The 21656-nt window shown below is 43.4% G+C and carries 19 protein-coding genes and 1 tRNA gene; 2 read left to right on the forward strand and 18 right to left on the reverse strand.

Annotation, left to right across the window (positions count from 1 at the left end; all coding sequences use genetic code 11):
* Positions 1-9: 9 nt before the first annotated feature.
* The 10 genes from MHI11_RS17530 to MHI11_RS17575 form a co-directional block, all read right to left on the reverse strand.
* Positions 10-1524, reverse strand: a complete 1515-nt coding sequence (locus tag MHI11_RS17530; protein WP_044138992.1) for an MATE family efflux transporter — start codon at positions 1522-1524, stop codon at positions 10-12.
* Positions 1525-1552: 28 nt separating this feature from the next.
* Positions 1553-2575, reverse strand: a complete 1023-nt coding sequence (locus tag MHI11_RS17535) for a polysaccharide pyruvyl transferase family protein (RefSeq protein ID WP_340961829.1) — start codon at positions 2573-2575, stop codon at positions 1553-1555.
* A 12-nt stretch (positions 2576-2587) separates the two neighbouring features.
* The gene (locus tag MHI11_RS17540) at positions 2588-3610 is read right to left on the reverse strand and encodes a glycosyltransferase family 2 protein (protein ID WP_044138994.1); all 1023 of its coding nucleotides are present in this window, start codon (positions 3608-3610) and stop codon (positions 2588-2590) included.
* Positions 3611-3637: 27 nt separating this feature from the next.
* Positions 3638-4741, reverse strand: coding sequence for an EpsG family protein (locus MHI11_RS17545; RefSeq protein ID WP_044138995.1), 1104 nt, complete (start codon positions 4739-4741; stop codon positions 3638-3640).
* Between the two features lie 14 nt (positions 4742-4755).
* Positions 4756-5886: a glycosyltransferase family 1 protein gene (locus MHI11_RS17550; protein WP_340961833.1), complete on the reverse strand. Its 1131-nt coding sequence runs from the start codon at positions 5884-5886 to the stop codon at positions 4756-4758.
* Positions 5879-6718 (reverse strand): glycosyltransferase family 2 protein, encoded by an 840-nt coding sequence (locus tag MHI11_RS17555; protein WP_340961835.1) that lies wholly within the window; start codon positions 6716-6718, stop codon positions 5879-5881. Before MHI11_RS17555 ends, MHI11_RS17550 begins: the two co-directional genes overlap by 8 nt.
* A gap of 2 nt (positions 6719-6720) precedes the next feature.
* Entirely contained in the window at positions 6721-7860 is a 1140-nt protein-coding gene (locus MHI11_RS17560; protein ID WP_340961837.1) for a glycosyltransferase family 4 protein, read from the reverse strand.
* Entirely contained in the window at positions 7826-9700 is a 1875-nt protein-coding gene (locus MHI11_RS17565) for a polysaccharide biosynthesis protein (protein WP_340961839.1), read from the reverse strand. The genes MHI11_RS17560 and MHI11_RS17565 overlap by 35 nt, the downstream gene beginning before the upstream one ends.
* A gap of 165 nt (positions 9701-9865) precedes the next feature.
* Positions 9866-10549, reverse strand: coding sequence for a CpsD/CapB family tyrosine-protein kinase (locus MHI11_RS17570; RefSeq protein WP_340961841.1), 684 nt, complete (start codon positions 10547-10549; stop codon positions 9866-9868).
* Positions 10539-11270 carry a YveK family protein gene (locus MHI11_RS17575; protein ID WP_044138999.1) on the reverse strand — a complete coding sequence of 244 codons (732 nt, stop codon included), beginning with the start codon at positions 11268-11270 and terminating at the stop codon, positions 10539-10541. The genes MHI11_RS17570 and MHI11_RS17575 overlap by 11 nt, the downstream gene beginning before the upstream one ends.
* A 257-nt stretch (positions 11271-11527) precedes the next feature.
* Here MHI11_RS17575 and slrR point away from each other — a divergent pair, with 257 nt between their 5' ends.
* Entirely contained in the window at positions 11528-11998 is a 471-nt protein-coding gene (gene slrR / locus MHI11_RS17580) for an HTH-type transcriptional regulator SlrR (protein WP_044139000.1), read from the forward strand.
* Between the two features lie 88 nt (positions 11999-12086).
* On the opposite strand, the gene MHI11_RS17585 is transcribed toward slrR, so the two are convergent.
* The 4 genes from MHI11_RS17585 to MHI11_RS17600 form a co-directional block, all read right to left on the reverse strand.
* Positions 12087-12311, reverse strand: a complete 225-nt coding sequence (locus tag MHI11_RS17585; protein ID WP_003212682.1) for a phage holin — start codon at positions 12309-12311, stop codon at positions 12087-12089.
* A 139-nt stretch (positions 12312-12450) separates the two neighbouring features.
* The gene (locus tag MHI11_RS17590; RefSeq protein WP_044139001.1) at positions 12451-13356 is read right to left on the reverse strand and encodes an iron-hydroxamate ABC transporter substrate-binding protein; all 906 of its coding nucleotides are present in this window, start codon (positions 13354-13356) and stop codon (positions 12451-12453) included.
* A gap of 17 nt (positions 13357-13373) precedes the next feature.
* Positions 13374-14375 carry a FecCD family ABC transporter permease gene (locus MHI11_RS17595; protein ID WP_044139002.1) on the reverse strand — a complete coding sequence of 334 codons (1002 nt, stop codon included), beginning with the start codon at positions 14373-14375 and terminating at the stop codon, positions 13374-13376.
* Positions 14372-15424, reverse strand: a complete 1053-nt coding sequence (locus tag MHI11_RS17600; protein ID WP_080772918.1) for a FecCD family ABC transporter permease — start codon at positions 15422-15424, stop codon at positions 14372-14374. The genes MHI11_RS17595 and MHI11_RS17600 overlap by 4 nt, the downstream gene beginning before the upstream one ends.
* Positions 15425-15712: 288 nt before the next feature.
* On the opposite strand from MHI11_RS17600, the gene MHI11_RS17605 reads away from it, so the two are divergent.
* Positions 15713-17122 (forward strand): polysaccharide deacetylase family protein, encoded by a 1410-nt coding sequence (locus MHI11_RS17605; RefSeq protein ID WP_340961845.1) that lies wholly within the window; start codon positions 15713-15715, stop codon positions 17120-17122.
* A 15-nt stretch (positions 17123-17137) separates the two neighbouring features.
* Here MHI11_RS17605 and abc-f read toward each other — a convergent pair whose 3' ends face one another.
* The 4 genes from abc-f to MHI11_RS17625 form a co-directional block, all read right to left on the reverse strand.
* Positions 17138-18727, reverse strand: coding sequence for a ribosomal protection-like ABC-F family protein (gene abc-f / locus MHI11_RS17610; protein ID WP_445661863.1), 1590 nt, complete (start codon positions 18725-18727; stop codon positions 17138-17140).
* Between the two features lie 459 nt (positions 18728-19186).
* Positions 19187-20356, reverse strand: a complete 1170-nt coding sequence (locus MHI11_RS17615) for a macrolide family glycosyltransferase (RefSeq protein WP_340961847.1) — start codon at positions 20354-20356, stop codon at positions 19187-19189.
* Between the two features lie 147 nt (positions 20357-20503).
* Positions 20504-21394, reverse strand: a complete 891-nt coding sequence (locus MHI11_RS17620) for an ABC transporter substrate-binding protein (protein WP_260564454.1) — start codon at positions 21392-21394, stop codon at positions 20504-20506.
* A 175-nt stretch (positions 21395-21569) separates the two neighbouring features.
* Positions 21570-21645: transfer RNA gene (locus tag MHI11_RS17625), tRNA-Arg, on the reverse strand.
* Between the last annotated feature and the right edge of the window lie 11 nt (positions 21646-21656).

The raw sequence follows: 21656 nt of genomic DNA on the forward strand, positions 1-21656 counted from the left end.
CTTTTCTCACTAGCGGGAAACAGCTTGTTTTACCTTATGCACCAGCTGCTGCCGCTCTCGTTTTGTTCCTGCAAATTGATACACGTAGCCCATATAAAGAAAGAAACATAGACCGCCAATACAAAACAGCTCCCACCAGGACGTCACGTCATAAATCGCTTGAATTCCTGCACAGACGCCCCAAATCATGAGCGCTCCTGCAAGTGGAACCATCGTATGTTTGTAAAAGATGGTGCGTTTCTGATTCGTGATGCGGGCCGTATAAAATGGCAGAAACACAATATTTTTGATCAATAAAACAATCGCTCCCGCTGATGCAATGCCGTATAAACCAAGCTGAAGCGTATGAGTCAATCCATAGGCAAAAAGTACATTGGATACACCTAATATGAGCGTGACCACCGCTGGAACCTTCAATCGATTAAAAGCGGTCGGCACATATGTCAGCGGTAAAAACATCAAGGTCAAGCATAAATAAGCAGCATGAATCATAAGAAGCCATTTCAGCTCTTCAAAGGCAGGTCCAAGCCATAAAAGCATGAGCGGACCGGCAAGTCCTCCTAGCAGAGCGGCCGGAAACGCGACAAATAATCCGCTCCACTTAATGGCACTGGCTGCATATTGAATGAGACCTTCTTCATCTTGATTCGAGTAAAATTTCGTAATCGTTGGGGCAAATACAACCGCCAATGTCCCTGCGAGTGTGCGTAATAATAATGGAAATTGTAATATCGCCGCATACTGTCCCGTCGCTTCCGCTCCAATGAGCAGATTGGTCATCAATAAATCAATCTGTAAAAATAGCAAAATCCCCATTTGCTCAAAAGAATGCCAGACCCCTGATCGAACAAGTGTGAGACTAGAAGATAGTGAAACGTGCCGCCACTTAAACGAAAACCAAGGGATCAGTTTTTTAAAATAATAGATACCAATTCCCATAGCCCCCAAGCTTCCTATCACAGCCGCAAGTGGAATATGCCAGATGGCGGGTGCCGTCCATGTAAACAGCAGCACAATCATCAGTGCCCTCAAAAACATTTGAATGGTCTGACCAATACTTGATACATATAACTTATTCGCATAAAACGGCGCAGCCCCAATGCCGGACATGACAAAATTGAGCATAAATAAAAGACCCCCTAATATAAAGGCGGTCTGTGTGTCCTTGGCGAGATCATCAGGCACATGAAGCCACTCTACCAGCTGGCGGGACATGAACAGACAAAACAGAAAAAGGCTAATCGATAAAAAAATGGAACTGACGAAATAAGATGAGAGATAGCGCTGCGCCTTCTCCATTTCTCCTTTATGAGCCGCCACAGAAAAAAAACGCACCACCACAGCACTTAATGACGCCGTAATAACCGATAAATAGTTGATCATATTTTGCGTCAGATGGATTAAGCCGAATGCTTCGACTCCAAGTGTATGAACGATATACGGTGTTAAACAAACAGACATAAGCATCATCAAGACAAACGTCATGATGTTTGCACTGGCATTGTAAAGAAACGCTCGATTCATTTTGATTTCACGCAGCGTGTAAAAGCCTTCATCCAGCTTCCTCTCCCTTTTGTCTGCTCGTTTTCATCAGCTGATGAATCGCCTCTTTCACAGACGCCTCATTCGGTTCTTTCAATAGCGTCAAAAACGGAAGATGAGCCACCCATTCATACCCTTCCATCACCTTATGATCAAACGACCTGAGGACAACACACGGTGTTTGCGTAATCGCACAAAAAATCATGCCGTGAAGCCGGTCTGTCACGACGACCTGAGCCTTACTTAACTCTTTCCATAAAGCAGATAATTCATCTAAGCGAGTCGTTCGATCCACTCGTTTGCCAATTGTCGTTGTGATCATACCGACTTGATCATACGTCTCTTGAACATGCTGCTTTAGCCGCCGCCGCTCCTTTTCAGTGAGATACGCTTCCTTATCCTCTCGCAAACAAAGTAGAACCCCTTCACGTTTTAGTTCCTTGTTTGATTCATCTAATGTCAGCACCATATCAGGCTGTTTCCACACATCTTGATCAGGGAAGTGCTGCTTCATCCAAGTGTAGGTTGTTTGATCTCTTGCCATGAGAAGCAGCCTTGGATGATGTTTGTATGTTTGAATGGCGCGGCGTTCCTCTCTTTTTCCTCTCTTTGTTTCTGTAAAATGGGCAGTGGCCGGTAATTGAATCACCGGATAGGACTTGAAGGTTTTCATGATAAATTGTCTCGTCCACTCTTCATAACGGTATAAGTCCCCCATATTGCCCCCACCGATGATACAGACGATGTCTTCTGGGTGCCGCATACGCTTTAACGGACGGGCGAGGCGATAGATCTCCTTCATGTCCACTTCCATGATGTCATAGGCAGGAAAGTGCTCTTTTAAAAAACAATAACTCGCATAGGCAATCGCATGATCCCCTAAATTATCATGCCCTGGCAGCAGCGTGAGAATGATTTTCTTCTGATGACTCCGCTCTGGCAGGCTTTGGCGGCTCAGTCGATATTCAAGCGGATATTTAACCTTTAAGAGCAGCCACTCTGCGGCGTGCGCCTTCAATTGCTGCAATGTCAATCTCATCACCCCCTATTTCCTTGTTTGATATTCGATCCATTTTTGATAGCTAGAAGCGGCGGCAGACAGCGGATAAACCAGCCGGCACTTCGCAAGGAATAAAATCATTCGCTTTCGCGCGGTGAGCTTCGATGGTTTCACTTGTCTGACGGCATGCTGAAAAGCCTCGTGTGTCACCATTTCCCGCATGTGATCAAGCTTTTCCCGAAGAGAGAGTGCATTTTGGCTCTTCCATTCGTTGAGCATACAATGAAGGGTATGATTGACAATAAAAAAATCAAGTGCCTTTTCATACAGAGAGATGTCATCATATTCTGTCAAAAACAAGCGCTGCGCATGATAAAAGGTTAGTCCATGATGAAAATACTGCTTCTGATATCGCTGCACAATAGAAGACAGATGAACACGGTAGTAATAAAGAGGTTCATGAACAAAGGCAATGCCGCGAGATAAAGAAAAACAGCGCAGCGTCACATATTGATCTTCTATGTTCTCAAGTTCCCCCCGCAGCGGAAATCGAATGTGATGTTCTTCGATAAAGGCACGTCGATACAGCTTATTCCATGAGAACCCCGTAATGTCTCCATGCAATAACGCTTCAATTAAACTCGTTTTTTCGGCCGGCCGCTCGGCTAACAACGTCGTTGGTATGGTTCGCTTTGACTGTTCAAATTGAATCCAGTACTCACTGACAACTAGATCTGCGCCGGTCATTTCAGCTTTTTCATACAAGGCTTCGCAGTAATGAGGCGCTAGAATATCATCTGAATCAATAAAGGCAATATACGTGCCCTTTGCTTCTTCGATGCCCCGGTTCCTCACAGCGCCTAACCCTTGATTGGTTTGATGAATGACCCGAAACCGCTGATCTTGCGAAGCAAATGCTTCAAGATATTCTCCGCTATGATCTGTAGATCCATCATTCACGAGAATGACCTCTATATTTGAAAAACTTTGATCTGCAATTGATTGAAGGCATTGCTCCACATACTGACTCGTATTGTAGACTGCGACCAATAGACTGATAGCTGGCATTACAACATGCCCCACCTTTCTCAAAATCTACTTTGTAAATATCGTCCTGTACGGTAACACAGATGAATCGAACGGCATCAGCATGATGCTGTACAGAATATAGCAAACAGCAATCCCTACATAGATAAAGACATTAGACCGCTGATCAAAAATGCGTGTGAAATACGGCAGTAAAATAAGCTGATACAAGCCAAAATAAATGTGAAATCTTGCATAAATGACATCCTTTGTGGCAAGGATCCCAAACAAGAAACCGAGCAAACAAAAATTCACAACGTAATCACTCTCAGGCGTCAGCTCACGAAGCCGTTTTCGATAAAGAAAAGCAAGCAAAAGCGGCAAAATCAATACACCGATTTTTGTCACATTCATTCCATTTGTATTCGTTGTGAGCCATTCCTCGTAATGCCCATACGAACTGCCTTGCAGCATTACGACAAACACGGAAATAAAGCGGTCATAAAGAGCGGTTAACCCTAAGAAAATCATGCATAAGACCAGCATCATCCATGACCACGATTTTGTTCTCACGATAAAATACACAGGAATCATGATAAGAGCCGATGAATGAAACAATGAACATACGAGGACAAGCGGAAAATACAATTTCCACTGACCATTGATCACAAGACGGATGGCGTAAAAAAGAACCGCCGCCACCATATACTGACGCATGCCATTAAACGAAGCGTAATAATGAAAGGTGCCGAGAAAAAGCAGCATACTCAGCTCAAAGGGACGGCCATATTGAATGAGCGTCTTGATGATAAAAAAATAAGTGATCGCCCCAACCGAGATATACATGATTTGCGGATCATGGGACAGTTGATTGAGCATCCATAAAATAAATGTAAATCCTGGGTCAGTGGCTGCCTTATCCATGCCAAATCCGAATATGTGCCAAGGCTTTTCATAATTGACGGAGAACTCATACATCTGTCCATATGTGACAAAATCGGTTCCTACTTTGTACCGAATACCAGCGACAATACAAAGAAACAAAAACGGAAATAACACGAGAATTTTGTTAGGCCGCCATCCGCTTTGAATGGTATCATCACGCTTACCGTAAAATGCGGCAAAGCTCGACCATAAATAGACCATGATCATGTTCACCAAATATACCGCCATCTGCCATTCCTTCCTTACAGTCCATATCCATTCATCACACGTGTGATGTTCTGTTTGACATCAAATCCTCTTTGTTCAAGCTGGTACGTAATGGTCTCTTGAAGAGGAGGCTCTGCATGATACGCTTCAAGCACCGCCTTCATCCATTCATGCGCGGAATCCCGCAGCGACATTCTTTTCACAAGACCGCAGCCTAAATCTACTTCCTCTGTAATATGATCTGAAATCACACAAGGCAATCCAGATGCCTGTGCTTCCACTAAAACAAGCGGAAGGCCTTCAAACAAGGAAGGCATCACAAATACATCAAATGCTTTCATATAGTCTGGAACGTCCGATACGACGCCTGTAAAGACAATGTTATCTAACAAACCGGCCTTTTCCGCATATGATTCAACCACCTGCTTCAGCGGTCCATCCCCTACAAGGACGAGCTGAAATGAGACCCCCTGCTTCTTTAAGGTCTGTGCCAATTCCATAAAAAAAACGTGATTTTTTTGTTCATGAAAACGGCCAATATGACCTATCACCATACTTTTTCCCTGAAGACCCAGCTGCTTTTTGATCTTCACCTTTTCTTCTGGATCAGGCTGAAAGAAAAGGGATAAATCAATCCCATTCGGCAGCACCTCAACCTGTCCATTCTTCATTTTTTTCTGCCCAAATAAAAAGGAACCGGCATCCTCACCGCATGCAACAAGCTTTGTAGAAAATGCAAAAATCAGCCGGCGAAACCCTTTGAGCATCATATGATCTACCCAATTTGGCGACTGTTTCCAAGCTGTATTATGCGAATGACAAATACGCACCTTCACACCCGCCAATTTCGCAGCAAGAGCAGAGAAGCCTGTTTGAAAATCTGTATGTGCATGCACTGCTTGATACGGTCCTGTTTGTTTGATCGTTTTTGTCAATGTTCTGACAAATGCCAAAGGAGAGGATGCCCCAATACTCGGGACGTAAAAGATACGTCCTCCGAGCCTCTGAATTTCCTCATCATAATCACAGACATCCTTCCGGTGGGTAATAAAGTCAAATTGGAGGATATTTCTATCGAGCGCACGATAGATGTTCATGATCATCGTTTCAGCTCCGCCGCGGTTCATCCCGCCCACAATATGAAGTACACGCTTTGGCTCACTCATCCCGAATCGTCCTCCTTTTCAACAAAGACGCCTCCAGCTTCCGCTGATGATAAAATTTCATGATCTTCGGTGATAAACAGGCGCGGACCACCGGCTTTAGCGCAAACAAATAATGAACCGGCGGCAATTTTAATAACCAGCATGCTTTTAAAACGAGCCAAGCATTATCTATCGAATATTGAAACTTACGACGCTGAAAAGCCGCTTCATCCTCTCTCACAAGGTATAACGGCTCTTGTAAATTAAAGCCTTTTCTCCCCGCAGCAAAAAAACGGATCCACAGATCAATATCTTCCATCCGCCTCGTTGTTTTCACAGAGCGATATCCATTTAAAGCCTTGTACGCAGCCGCCCTCATCATAATGGTTCCATGACAAAAAGGCGTCCCTCTTGCCAGCACTTTTCGATCAGGCTCTGAAATCAGTGCACGTACACCTTTTGTACCCAATTCATCAAACACGGTCATCGCCGTCCCGACCACATCATATTCAGGATGTGATTCAAGGAAATCCACCTGTTTTTCTAAACGATCAAGTACTGATATATCGTCGCCATCCTGCCTTGCAATCAAGTCTCCCCTCGCTTCAGCTAGACAGCGATTCAGACTGGCAGCGAGCCTTTGATTATGCTCATTGCGGATAAGGCGAATTCTTTCAGGTTCTCGTTTTGTATAGGACAGCACTTTTTCATAGGTGCCGTCTGTTGATGCGTCATCACATATGATGAACTCCCAGTTGTCATATGTTTGATGAAGAATGGAGTCAATACTTTCTTCTACTGTGTCTTGGCAATTGTAGACGCCCATGATGATAGACACCTTTGGCTTATGCATGCTCACATCACCTTCTTTGCTTGATCCATAAAGGTTGTATAAATTTCTTCCATAGCACTCACCGTCTGCTCCTGTGCAAATGCATGGGCTAAGGAGCGCCCCGCTTTTCCCATGAGGGGCAGCTGATCTCTTTTGTGATAAAGATGGTGCAAATATTCAGCCAAGTCATTCACATCATGCGGTTTGACTAAAAAACCATTCACGCCATGTCTGATCAACTCACAGTGTCCTCTATTCTCTGTTGCAATGACCGGCTTTTCCGCAGACATCGCTTCAAGCAGATTCATGCCGAGCCCTTCTCTTAAACTAGTCGACACACATACATCACTCAAATGCATCCATTCCTCGATTTGTTTACAAAAACCAGCAAAGTGGACATGCTTTTCAAGATGGAGTTCGTGAACCAACTTTTCATACATCGGCCTCATTGCCCCTTCCCCGGCAAACACGATCTTCACATTTGGTATTTTCCTATATAGCTGGGCACATGCTTTGATGAGCATTCCTTGGTTTTTATTCGCATTTAATTCGCCAGCGCACAGCACAATAAAATCTTCTGAAGAAAAGCCATGGACTGCACGAAGATGCTGCTTCTCTTTTTCATTAACTGGTGCAAATCGTTTCATATCCACACCCATACCAGGAACGTAATAAACAGATGTCCGCTCTTTTGATAGACGATCTGCTCTTTTAAAATCCTCTCCATTAATGGTGATCAGAGCGTCTGTATGGCGGGCGAGCCATCGCTCAATCGGATAATAGAGCAGCCAGTTTTGAAGCGGCGCTCCTTGCCAAAAGTGAAAGCCATGTGCTGTGTAAAGAACCTTCGTCCCTTTTTTGCGCGCGCTTTTGGCTGCAAGTCTGCCAACCACACTTCCCATTGGTGTGTGGCAATGGATGAAGTCATAGTGTTCTTCCGCTAACAGCTTCTTCAGCTCCACATACGCAAACCGGTTGTGCACATGAAAAGGAGATCGCTGAATCGGAATCGAGTGCGCTTGATCCACATAGGGAAGCTCCAGCTGACCATTTGCCGCTGTATGCACTTCCCATCCTTGTTCCTGAAACCACCGGAAATACGGAAGGTGAAATGCCTTAAAATGATAATCAACCGTTGCGCAAAACAAGACTTTTTTCTTCATCAGCAAGCGCTTCCCCCTCTCTTTTCATCTGTTCAGACAACAAATCATCCGATTCGATGGCAACAAACAATGCTTCTCTCATTTGCTCTTCACTCATCATGTCAAATTCATGGATAAAGCGGTTCAGCACATATGGGTCCCCATCCAGCGCATGGCCGATATGAATTTTCGGGAAAATTTGTTCCTGTGCTTTTTCATGCTGGTTGAGTAATTCCTCATACATTTTCTCACCAGGACGAATGCCTGTGAACGTAATCGGAATCTGGTCTGTGGTGTAACCTGAGAGGTGAATGAGGTTTTCTGCGAGGTCAACAATTTTCACTGGCTCCCCCATATCTAATACAAAAATCTGTCTTCCTTCTGCCAAGGCACCCGCCTGAATGACAAGTCTCGATGCTTCTGGAATGGTCATAAAATATCTTGTCATGGCTGGGTGCGTGACCGTGACCGGCCCGCCTTGTTCGATCTGTTTCTTAAAAATTGGAATGACGCTTCCCCTGCTTCCGAGTACATTTCCAAACCGAACTGCGACAAATTTCGTGTCACTGCTTGCCCCCATTTGCATGATCAGCATTTCAGCAAATCGTTTTGTGGCGCCCATCACATTGGCAGGATTGACCGCTTTGTCAGAGGAAATGAGGACGAATGTTTCAATGCCATGCTCATGTGCAGCTTCTGCGACATTTTTTGTCCCGATAATATTGTTTTTCACTGCTTCTTTTGGACTGATCTCCATGAGCGGGACGTGCTTATGTGCTGCGGCGTGATAAATCATATTCGGCTGAAACTGACCAACGATTTCTCTCATTTTCTGTTTATCTTGGATATCCGCAATTTGCGGATAGAGACTGATGGTGTCCCCATACATTTCTTTCAGCTCTAGTAAAATAGAATGAATGCTAAATTCTCCATGTCCCACAAGCACAATCGCTTGAGGAGCAAACACACAAATTTGACGACAGATTTCTGACCCAATCGATCCGCCTGCCCCTGTGACCATGATGGTTTTCCCCTTTAAATGGACAGATAGTCGGCTTGAATCTAATTGAATCGGTTCTCTACCTAATAAATCCTCTGGCTGTACATCTCGTAATTGATTCAGCGCATGGGTTCCTTTTAAAATCTGCTCCATCTCCGGCATGATCTGCGTTTTAATTCCAGTCGCTACGCATTCTTTATAAAGCCCTTTTAAGGTATGGCTGCTTTTGGACGGAATGGCGATGATGATCTTTTGAATATCCATCATCACAACAGCTGTTTGAATCTGTTCTTTTCCCCCTAGAACAGGCAGTCCCATGATTTCAAGCCTATGCTTCGTCTTGTCATCATCTATGAAGGCGACTGGTTCAATATGTACATCACTCGATTGCTGAAGCTGACGAACGATGATCGTCCCAGCTGATCCGGCGCCAATGATTAAGGCCCGCTCCTTTTCTACCTGCAGCCGCTTTGCCCCATCATGTAATAGCCGGGACGCCATTCGAGATGCACCGATGAATAATACGTGAAAAAGCCACACGATGAATAAAAAACGGAAGGGCCATGTCTGCACGAAGAGGTACAGCATTGCCATCGAAAATAAAAAAGAACATACAAAGGTCTTCATTAAAGAAAATAGCTCTCTTACCCCTGTATAAGCCCATACTTGCTTGTACACGTGAAAAATATACGAAAACAAATGGTGCCCAATGAGTAGACTGAGCGAAGAAATGACGAGCATTTCAAATGTATAAACAGTTAACGCCGCTTCTTGGACAAATTGAAAACCAAAAAAGACAGCCACTAAGATGAGATATGAATCTAGTGCCACGATGATTGATAATCTTTGGGCGTAAGTCAACGCTCCTCCCCCTTTTTAAAGCATCTCTATTCTTACGTAAAATGGGCATCAAACCCGTCCTCACATCCCACTATTGATGACGAGCATCTAAGGCATTGGTCATGCCCACAGCAGGATCGAGTGCCTCCATTGTTAAAGATCAGGAGACATCACCTATCAATCTTGTTAATACATATACAGCCTTCCCTTTTTCTCTTTCTTGCCATTTAGCATAGCCCCAAGCAATTTACCTGTTGTCCCGTCTAACACTTCTTTTGATTTCTTCACCGCAGCTATCTTGGTTTTGCCGCTTAAGACAACAAGAATGCTTCCATCTGTCCGGTTCGCCAGGATCTTTGCATCGGCTACTGGCAGAAGTGGCGCAGAATCAACAATCACCATGTCATATTGCTGTTCAATTTCATAAAACAGATGCTTCATGACAGATGAGGAGAGCAGCTCAGCTGGATTCGGCGGAATGGTTCCACTCGGAAGCAGCTCTAAATGTTCAATAGGTGTGGGTAAAATAGCTTCCTCCAAGCTGCAATTATTTAATAGCACATTGGTCAAGCCAGTGTGATGACTCAGGTCAAAATATTCATGAACAGCCGGCTTTCGCAAATCAGCATCCATCAGCAGCACCCGCTTTTTCTGCTGTGCAAAAACAGCTGCTAGATTTGCAGCCGTAAATGATTTCCCTTCCTTCGGCAAGGAGGATGTCACCAATATGGATTTCAGCCTTGTTTGAATTGATGTGAATTCGATGTTCGTTCGGATCGTACGAAATTGTTCTGCTATGACAGAGTGAGGATCTAATACAGAAATACAGGATAAATCTCTCTTTTCTCTTTTCTTTCTCTTAAAGATCAATGTTCTGTCCTCCCGTTATGACGGACTGCTTGTCTTTTTTTGCCCTCCTGTCTGCCTGCATCTGATAGACGCTGCCGAGCGACGGCAATCCGATCTCTTCTCTTATTTGATGTGTTCGTTTTACAGTATCATCGAGTAGGTTCATTAAGAAAATGAGTGTTATTCCCCCTAATAAAGAGGCGCCTAGTGCCAGTACGATATGAACGAATTTTCTTGAATTCATGAGAATCGTATTGGACAGCTTGGCTTCAGACAAAACATTAATGCGATCCATATTCATGGTTTTTTTGATTTCTTCTTGCAGCACCTCTGTTGCAGTATTCGCAATGGCAACTGCTTTTGCGCGATCCTCATCTTGTACAGAAATATTGATGACCTCAGACTCATTTTCTGTACTTGTGGCAATTTTGTGTTTTAATCCTTCAGCTGATTCTGTAAGGTTGAGTGTTTCTTTTACTTTTTCAATGACGATCGGACTTTTTAATAAAACTTGAAAGGTACGTGTATATTGAAGGTTCATCTGAATATCGTTTAAGTTCGCTTGTGCGTCATTGCTGCGTTTATGAACAAGAATTTGAGTGGTTGCCTGATATACAGGAGTCGAGACATAGAACTGATAGTAGGCTGAAATGCCCGTTACGATCAGGACAATCAGGATCAGAAGGGCCATTTTCTCTTTAATGACAGAAAACAGCTGCTTAAAACCTATATTCTCATTCATAGATACCTCCCGATTTCATCATAAAAAGGTTATATATGGTTTCTTTTTGTTAATGATTGGATTATAAAAGATAATACCCGCAAAGAAAAATGTCATAATAGGTCTTATAGTTCTTTTTAAAGAACAAAATCGTTCGTTTTCTTTTGTTTACTTCCTGATTCTTACGTTTTTGAATTTTATAAAGAACAATTTATTTCTTATAATGAACAAAAAGGTCGCAGTACGATTCGCCAGGGAGAAGGGAGATCATTAATCGAATGATAGGAAAGGTGATACGCATTTACCGAAAGAGGAAAGGATACTCCATTCAGCAGCTGGCTGAAGATGCCCATGTTTCTAAATCGTATTTGAGTAAAATTGAGCGTGGTGTCCACAGAAATCCATCTGTCCAGTTTTTAAAAAAGGTATCCTCTTCGCTAGAGATTGATTTACAAGAGCTATTTGATGCAGAGACGTTGATGTTTCATGACTCTGAGAGTGGTGAACACGAATGGCGGGAGCATATCGTCAATGCCGTCCAATCCGGCATGCCAAAAGAAGAACTCTATCAGCTGCTCCAAACTTACCGAAAGGAGCAGGAAGAAAAGACGTTACATGTCACTCATAGAAAGTTGACGGATTCGAATATAACAGAGTGGAAGCGTCTGATGAGTGAGGCGAAAGCTATCGGCTTAAGCATTGAGGAAGTAAAAGCATTCCTCGCCAACATGGGAGAACGACGGGCGTAAGCCTTTCAGGAAGAGTCAAATTGCGGGGAGAGGCGTTTGACGCTTCGCTGAAAAAGAGCCTTTTATCATAAAAAGGCTCTTTTTCCTCTTATTCTGCTTTTTTTGTTCGTGCTTTTTTCGTTATATCATTGTTTTTCCAATAGGCCCAGAGAGATGTAATTCCAAGAAAGACTAACGTGATGAATTGCTGAATACCTTCTTCATCAATAGGAATTGGGCTTTTTCCCGCAGCGGTTAGCGCACTGTTGACAAGTGCGAGCAAAAGCAGCACAAGCCTTGCGATTGTACCTGCACTAATTTTTTGAACTTCCAACTGTAACCCCTCCCTTTCTTCCGCTTCACGGCCGGTAAGGCTCGTTCTCTCTCATATGTATGCAAAAACCGAAAGAATAGAAGACCGGATCAAAAAAAGAGACATCATGCCTATATAAGGAATGATGCCTGATTTCATCTTATTTTGATGTAGAAAACATCTCTTTCGCTTCATCCAAAGCCATTTTATTGCCTAGTGCTGAGTAATCGAGCCATGGCTGATCGGCAATCGGATAGACTTGATTGTTCTTCACAGCTTTTAGACCCTTCCAAATCGGCGTCTTTTTTAATTGCTTGAATGCCTGCTGCGCTTTATCATCACGGTTCACGACGACAAAGATAGCATCTGCATCATAGTCAGGAAGAACCTCTTGAGAAATCACTTCAAATGGCCGTTTGCTGTCCAGTTTCTTCACCCCATCGACAGGTGTGAGGCCTAAATCCTCGTACAAAATTGGACCCATTGGGCGCTTCATGCTAAATACTCGAAGCTCCTTTGCCGTCACACGGATCGCCATTACTTTTCCTTTTCCAATCTTTTGTTTGATGAGCGATTTGACTTCTTTTGCTTCTTGATTGTAATCCTGAATATATTGATCGGCTTCTTTCTCTTTATTGACGAGCTTGCCGATTTTTTTCAAATGATCGCGCCAAGTGCCGTTATTTAAATCAAACACTTCCGTTTTGGCGATTTTCTTATATTTCGATAAGTCTTGTCCAGCTAGTTCTTCATCAACGTAAATAACATCTGGTTGTAATGCAAGCAGCGACTCCATATCAGGATCGGCTGCGATGCCCAGCTTCTTCGTACCACTCAGCTGCTTCTTCGCATGTGGAAGGAAATCTTTTAAATCCCCTCCTACAACAGAGCCTGCTGGTTTGATACCGAGTGCTAATAAGTCATTCGTTAAATGAATAGACAAGGAAGCAATTTTCGGTGTTCCATGATCATTTTGAGTTGCTTTATTCTTTGTTTCCTGTTGACCACAAGCGGCAAGCAAGATAAAACAGAGCGTTAAACCAAGCACAAGTAATTTTTTCATGATGAGTTCCTCTTTCTTGTTTATTTCGTTTTTGCTAATAAATAGAGAAAATAAGGAGCGCCGATAAAAGCCACAACGACACCCGCTGGTATGGCATTTGGGGCAAAGATGGAACGTCCAATTGTATCGGCACTGACCAAAATCAACAAGCCAATCAGCGCACTAACTGGTAAAAAATATTGATGGAGTGAGCCGACAAGCCGCCTTGCCAAATGCGGAGCGACAAGTCCAATAAAACCAATACCGCCTGTCATCGAAACACTTGCACTCGCCAAACCAACAGCTAAGGTCAGCAAAAGGAGACGCTGACGCTGAACACGTACACCTACACTTGAGGCGACAGCATCTCCTAATGTCAACGCATTGAGCGTGCTTGACTGCATCAGCGTAAGCGGCACAAGGCAGACAATCCAAGGCAGAAGCGCTAACACATGAATCCAGTCTCTCCCCCAGACATTGCCGACAAGCCATCTTGAAGCAAATGTGTATGTATCTTCATCTAGCTTCAATGACAAATATAATGTCAAAGCACTGAATCCCGCGGCAACTGCAATTCCTACTAGGATCAGCCGGATGGGAACGAGCCCTTCCTGCCGGTCATACGCCAGAAGCACGATGACTGCTGCCGCAAGAAGCCCTCCGCCAAATGTAAAGAGCGGAATAAGAAGAGAGGGATTGCCTTCTAGTGCGTGGAAATACGTCACAAACACGATTAAGCCAAATGCAGCGCCTGCATTCAGTCCAATAATCCCTGGATCGGCCAGCGGGTTACGAGATAGACTTTGCAAAATGCCTCCCGCAATACCAAGACCAATTCCCGCTAGCATCGTTACCACGATTCGAGGCAGACGATAGTCAAACAGCACCGTTTCACTTTGAAAATCTCCAAAGCCGAATAACGTTTTGACGACTACAAGAGGATTTAGTTTCAGCGTACCGGTATTTAAGCTATACAGCACAACTGCCACACTTAAACAAAGCAAAACGACTGTCACAACAAGAGCCCGCTGTTTCTCTCTCATGACAGGTTCCTCCCTTCTTTTCTGGCAATATACAAGAAGAAAGGAACACCGACAAGTGCCACCATCACGCCAATGGCAAGCTCTCGCGGCGGATTAACGGTGCGGCTGGCAAGGTCAGCAAAGACAAGCAGTACCGCGCCTAATATCGCTGACATCGGAATGACGAAACGATAGTTTACACCAACCAGCTTTCGTGCGATATGTGGGATGACAAGACCGACAAACCCAATGGAGCCGACTGCTGATACAGAAACCCCTGCTAATAATACAGCAGCTACCATTCCTAGTATTCGCACTTGTCGCGTTTTCACCCCTAAATTTGCCGCTACATCTTCACCAAGCGACAGTAGCGACAGTGACCGTCCTAATAGCATCGCCCATACGATCACTACGAGAATGACCGGGGCAAGAATTGTCAGCTGCGGCCATTTCACACCTGCCACTCCGCCTGCATACCAAAACGCAAGGTCCTGACTTAAGTCAAAATAAATCGCGATTCCAGAGCTAAGTGCATGAAGCAATGCAGCCACAACGGCTCCTGCTACTGTTAAGCGCAGTGGTGTCAAAACGCCACCAGCCGCACCAATCGCAAAGATCAGCAGCGTACTGAGCACTGCACCAATAAAGGAAAACAACATAAGGGCCGAATAAGGGATTCCTGGGAAAAAAGCAAAACAAAGAGCGACCACGAACATCGCACCGCCATTGATGCCTAAAATCCCCGCATCGGCCAGCGGGTTTCTTGTAATCCCCTGCATGAGCGCACCCGCTACGGCAAATGCCGCTCCAACAAGAGCTGCTCCTAAAACACGAGGAAGTCTTAATTCATGGATGATCTGCTGCTCTGTGACATCTGACTGATAGTCAAATACAGCTGTCCAAACCGTTTGCAGAGACAATGTTTTGGCACCATATGATACAGCCAAAAACATGGCAGCCGCCAAACTAAGAACGGCGAGAAAAAATATCAAAAAGAACAGAATATATGATGATCGTTTTTGTTGAGGTGTTCGCTTATCCTGCAAAATCGGTGTCATCCTTTTCTTCATTAAAAGTCTGTTTGAAAATGAGAATCATAATCATCAAAATTATATCTGCCTGCCTCTCAAAAATCAATGTACAACACCTTATTTTTTAATTAATGAAGGTATGCAGTTGACAGTCTTTGCTCGTTTGAAATGACCTATCATTTTTTCTCATAGTTTAATAGGAAAATAGTTGACATTCCGCCTGAACATCCTCTAAAATGACAAAAGTAAGTCAAATGTTATAAAAATATTACAAACAGATGTCAAACTGATAAAGAATGACCCGTCTTGAGAGGAGATTTGAACGTTGTGTCATTAAAGGGAAAATGGAGTATCGGCCTATTTGCACTTGCGATCGTCATTGGAGTCGTTGCTTTCTTTCAGAATCAACAAGCAAGTGGTACCGAGAAGAAAAATGTAAAGCAGGATACGAACTATAAAAACGTCGAAATCGTCACTCTCGTAAATGACGGGAAATTTATGAGATATGCAGTCAACTATCCTCTTTTTCATCAAAAAGAGCTAGATGACAAGATTCAAAGCTATGCCAATTCAGCTTTAGAGCATTTCAAAAAGACGTTTAGTGAAGCCAAGGACGTCGATGAAAACAAACGCTTTGAACTGAATATTGATTATGATATGGTGCATTATGCGAAGCAGTCGGCTGCTATTCGCTTTACGACTTATACCTATACAGGTCAGCAAAATGGGACCACCAATCATCTCACGATCAACTATGATTTTCAGAAAAAAACCTTTCTTGACACAAAAGATTTATTTCTACCTAAAACCAACTTTTTGAAGAAATTATCCTACATTACATATTCGGAGCTTCAAAAGGACAAAACCTTATCTAAGGATCAGACGCTCCTTCAGAAGGGAACAGCCCCTACTGCTCAAAACTTCAGTCAATTTGCCTTGAAAGAGAAATATGTAGAATTTTATTTCCCAGCATCTCAAGTAGCCGGCGAAGATCTTGGTCTCCAAACACTTTCGATTAAAAAGACGCTGCTGAAAGATATAATGAAGCCAGAATATATGAATAAAACCAAAAATCAAAATGAAATGAAAGAACCAAATCCGAAAAGAAAAGCCGTCAAGCTGCCGCAAAAATCAAAGCTTGATCCAAATAAAAAAGCCATCGCCCTCACATTTGATGATGGTCCGAATCCAGCGACCACCTCAAAGATTTTAGAAGCACTGAAGGAAAATAAAGGACATGCGACCTTTTTCGTATTAGGCAGCAGGGTGCAGTATTATCCTAATATGCTTGCTGATATTCTAAAAGGCGGAAATGAAATCGGAAACCATTCTTACAGTCATCCTTTATTAACAAGACTGCCTTTAAAGGAGGCGGTGAAACAAGTGAAGGACACTCAGAAGCTGATTGAGAAAGCGAGCGGGTATGCACCTACGCACTTTAGACCGCCATATGGTGGGACAAATCAAGACATCAATCAAGCAGTTGGGATGAAGGTCTCTTTATGGGATGTTGATCCTGAGGATTGGAAAATTCGCAACAGCCAGCAGATCACAAACCACGTTCTTTCACATGCAGCAGATGGCAGAACAGTGTTGATGCACGATATTTATGACAGCTCAGCTCAAGCAGCAGTGAAGATCATTCATGAACTCACCAAACAAGGCTATCAGCTCGTCACAGTCAGTGAGCTTGATCAATTAAAAAAAGAACGACATGAACAAGCCCCTGTGCAATAAACACAGGGGTTTTCTTTATGACTCCAAAGATTTCTTTTGTTTCAATAATACTTGAAATGTCTCCTCCAGCTCCTGAGATGGCTCAATACTTAACCGGCTGAGCACTTCAGACAGCTGTAAATCAATTAACAGAAGCTCCTCTTCTCTTTGGGTAACAGCTGGTTTGTCGCCTTTTTGTTTATACGCTTCATATGTGCCACAAAAAGCTTCAATACGCTTTTCATGAACATGGAAAATGCGAGTCGCCACCTTCTCAATCAGTCTACGATCATGGGAAACGAACACAACAGTACCCGGGTAATCCTTCAATAGACCTTCAAGCGCTTCAACTGCCGCCAGATCTAGAAAGTTCGTCGGTTCATCCAGCATGAGAACATTGGCATCGCTGACAAGCAGGGATGCCAGCATAGTCTTCACCCGTTCTCCCCCGCTTAATACCCCAACAGGTTTATGCACGTCATCTCCTCGAAATCCAAGTCTCGCTAAAACCGTTCGTACCACTGTCTCATCTTGAACTGCCTCTTTCAGCGCATTTTGTAAAATCGATTCATCTACCTTTAATCCTGAAAGATCCTGACGAAAATAACCGAGCTTGACAGCTTCTGAGCGAGAAACTCCGAGATGTCCATTTACCAGCATTCGGAGAAATGTCGTTTTCCCGCTCCCATTCTTGCCAATGATGGCGACCTTGTCCCCGCCTCTCACTTCCACATTCGCCTGTTTCCAAAGCAATTGATCGCCCGCCTTGCCATCTACATTTTTCACTCGCAAAATGGTACGGCTCGCTACTTCCTTCATTGTATGCTGCGTCATTTGAATGGGCTGAATGTCTTTTACTTTCTCAACCTTTTCTAATTTCTCCATCCTTGTTTCAATCGATTTGGCTGTTTTTTGCAGCTTTTTTTGCTTATTTGCATAGTAGGGCTTTGCAATTTTTGGCCCTGAGGATTTCAGCTTTTGGGATGGCTTTGTAGCTTTGTCGGCTTTTTTCTTTTTCTTTTCTAGCGCATGCTCTAACTGTTTTTTCTTTTGGGTATAAGCTTCGTACGCTTCCACCTGCTGACGATGCGCCAGCTCTTTTTGATGTGCAAATTGCGTGTAGTTGCCTTTGTATTGATTGAGCCGTCCATGATCCAGCTCCCAAATCTCCGTACATACCGCATCTAAAAAAGCACGATCATGTGAAACGACAATGAGGGCTCCTTGATAATTGTGAAGCTTCTCTTCCAGCCACTCAATGTGCTCTGTATCTAAATGAGTCGTTGGTTCATCTGCTAATAAAAGGGCAGAAGGACGGTTTAACGCGCTTTCAATATAAGCCTGGGTCATCTCACCACCACTCTGTATGCCATCCGCTTGTTTTAGCTGAGGAAGCAGTGTGCAGGTCGTTGTGGCAGCAAACGTGCCACTGTCTGGTGTCTCTTGTCCCGCGAGCACATGCAATAACGTCGTTTTCCCGCTGCCATTTGCCCCGACAAGTCCAATGCGGTCACTTTGATGGATGGTAAGTTCCTCAATATCAAATAACAATCGATCTTTTCGAAACACCTTTAACTGATTGGCTTTTACTAACATCCAACCCACTCCTTTCGTATCAGGAGACATGAAAAAGCCTCCCATTCTCAGAATAGGAGGCAAAATGGTGTACAAAAATAAGCGGATCAATCTCGGATGACGTGCCGTTCCTATTTGAACACACACATCCCCGTATCAATCTCCTCATTCTTTGATTCCCAAGCTGTACCATCCTATTCCGAAGCTAAAAAATGAAAACGCAGCAAACATGGCAAACCAATCGTTTGCTCACTGCCTTCGTTTTTTCATTTTGCTTACAGGTCATAGGATTAGTACTTCATTGCATTGGGTCACCCTTCCGTCGTTTGTTACGTTTACAATAAAAGATTGGTTATTTTTTGTCAAGCTGAAATGGCACAGGTGAGTCCATTCATTTCAGCGTAATAGAAAACCTTTGAAGTCTTGGAAGGACTGGTACCAAAGCAGAGCAATTCCACTTTCATGCACGTCAGACACCAAATACGAGGGTTTGCCTACACGCTGACAGACTCATGATTGAGTCTGTTTCGTCTGCATCCATTGATCAATCGTCCGCAATGCTTTATCTGTTCCGCCTGCTGTTTGGAAGCTTTCTTCAATTTTTTCGATTCCAGCACGGTATGTGTTACTTCCCAGAACAGATTCCACGGTTTCTCTTAGCTGCTTTGCTGTCAGTTGGTCTTTATCAAGTGCACGGGCAGCAGATAGCTCGGTCAGTCTTTGTGCGACCATCGGCTGATCTTTGTCGACCGGAATGACAACCATCGGAACGTGATAATGAATGCCTTCATTGACACTGTTCATTCCGCCATGCGTCACAAACACATCTGTCAGCTCAAGTACTTCAAGCTGTGGCACATAAGGCTCGATCAGAAAATGAGAAGGTGCTTCTTTCAAGAGAGACCGATCCACTTTTTGACCTGTTGCGAGCACCACTTTTCCATCAAAGTCGGCAAATGCATCAATACACATATTAAAAAATGCTTCTGTATCCCCAAGAACGGTGCCCATCGAAATAAAGACGACTTTTTCTTGCTCAAGTGCTTCCAGCGGGAAATCATGCTGATCTGCCCTTTTTAGAAAGCTCGGTCCAATGAAAACAAATGAGTCGTTCACTGCATCGACAGACGGCTGAAAATATTCACTTGTATACACGATATTCAGTTCTCCGCGATTTTTCATGAATTGCATCAAACGCGTTGGCTGAACGCCAAAACGCTCTTGTATGCTTTCTAACAGATGATCGGCTTTCTCATCCTTTCTGTATAGCGGTGTATCAAAATGCGCCTCTTGCAGCACAAAAGATGGGTTTGAACCGATTCCTGGAATTTGTAAATAATCTCGAACAAGCTCCCCTGCACCAAACATATCAAAATAGACAAAATCAAATGAATGCTGCTGAGAAAGTGTTTCTACCACCTCTAAAATATCAAATGATGTTTGCAACATGGCATGAAAGAATGGCTGCATGGAATCGAGATTTCCTTCATCCACGTGTAATGTCCGAATATAGTCTGGATGTTTATGTACGTGAGCGCCTAAGCGTTTGATTCGTTCCTCATAATGTACAGTTGTGACCGCATGCACTTCATCTCCACGATCCGCCCATGCTTTGATGATCCCTAACATAGGATTCACATGCCCTTCAGCGGGAAATGTAATCAATAAAATCTTCGCCACAAGAAATCCCTCCTCATTGTAAATTCTCTTCCATGTTAATCATATACAGCCTGTAAAGGGAAGAAATGAGTCTTATGACCAGTATTTTAAGAGATGACTAGAAGAAAAAAGACAAAGCCCCAAGTTAAGTGCTTTGTCCTTTTTCTATTATTTTTTGAGCAGCATTTGTTTAAACGCAGCAGACTGTTTTTCAATTGAGATCGGATCTGCATAGATAAATTCATTGATTGAATAATAAAGAACATGTCCCTGCTTCACCGCTCGATTCTTTTTCCATACACCGCTGCCCGTGATATCTAGGTTTGGCTCTTTTCCATCCTTTGTGGGGACAAGTAAATAGTCACCTGTATACTGGTTCATCTCTTCTAACGAAATACCAAGATAGCCTTCCTTTGGAAGTGCCTTTTCTACTTTTGCAGGCAGGCTGAATCCATAGCCTTGATAGATAACTTCCCCGCCGCGGCCAAAATCAGTACCAAATAAGTATACTTGCTTTGGCTGAACATCCATGATGGAGAATGTCTTGTCATCACTTATTTTTGCTTTGACTTCTTCTCCGTCTTTCTTTAACTGCTCATCCAGTTCTTTTATTTGTTTTTTTGCTAACGCTTCTTTTCCAAGAATCTTTCCGATTTCAATATGCATCTCTTTGAAGCTGTGTTCACTTGTCGTGAATGTGATCGTTTTGGCAATCTTTTTATATTTTTCAACCTGTGCGTTTTGAGAATAAGCAATAATCAAATCAGGCTTCAGCTTTGCAATCGCCTCCACATTTTCGATAGGCACCCGCTTCACACCTGTTTCATCTAAAAAGGATGATTTAGGATAAACATCCGTCATCCCAACTGGTGTCACACCAAGTTTTTGGAAACTTCCAAGTTGCGCCGTTAAAACAACAACTCGCTTTGGCTTAGCAGGAATGGTGATCTTTTCACCCGTTTCAGTTGTATATGTACGTGTGCTTGCTGCTTGCTCTTTATTCTCTTTCTGCCCGCATGCCACTAACAATAATGCCATCAAACTGATCAACCATATCATTTTTTTCACTTGCGAAACCACCTTTAATTGAGAATGATTATTAATTATAGCATAATTAGACAATCATTAAATGAACAGTTTTAAAAGTGAATGATACATATAGTAAAACGAAAAAACCCTCTCCAAAGGAGAGGGTTTAAATTGGACCTTTATCAATCGTGAACAAGGCCAAGTACGCGCTCGGAGGGATTCGAACCCCCGGCAGACGTGGTACCGGAAACCACCGCTCTATCCAACTGAGCTACGAGCGCACGATATGTTT

The organism is Bacillus sp. FSL K6-3312 (assembly GCF_038007485.1).
Taxonomy (GTDB): Bacteria; Bacillota; Bacilli; order Bacillales; family Bacillaceae; genus Bacillus; species Bacillus pumilus.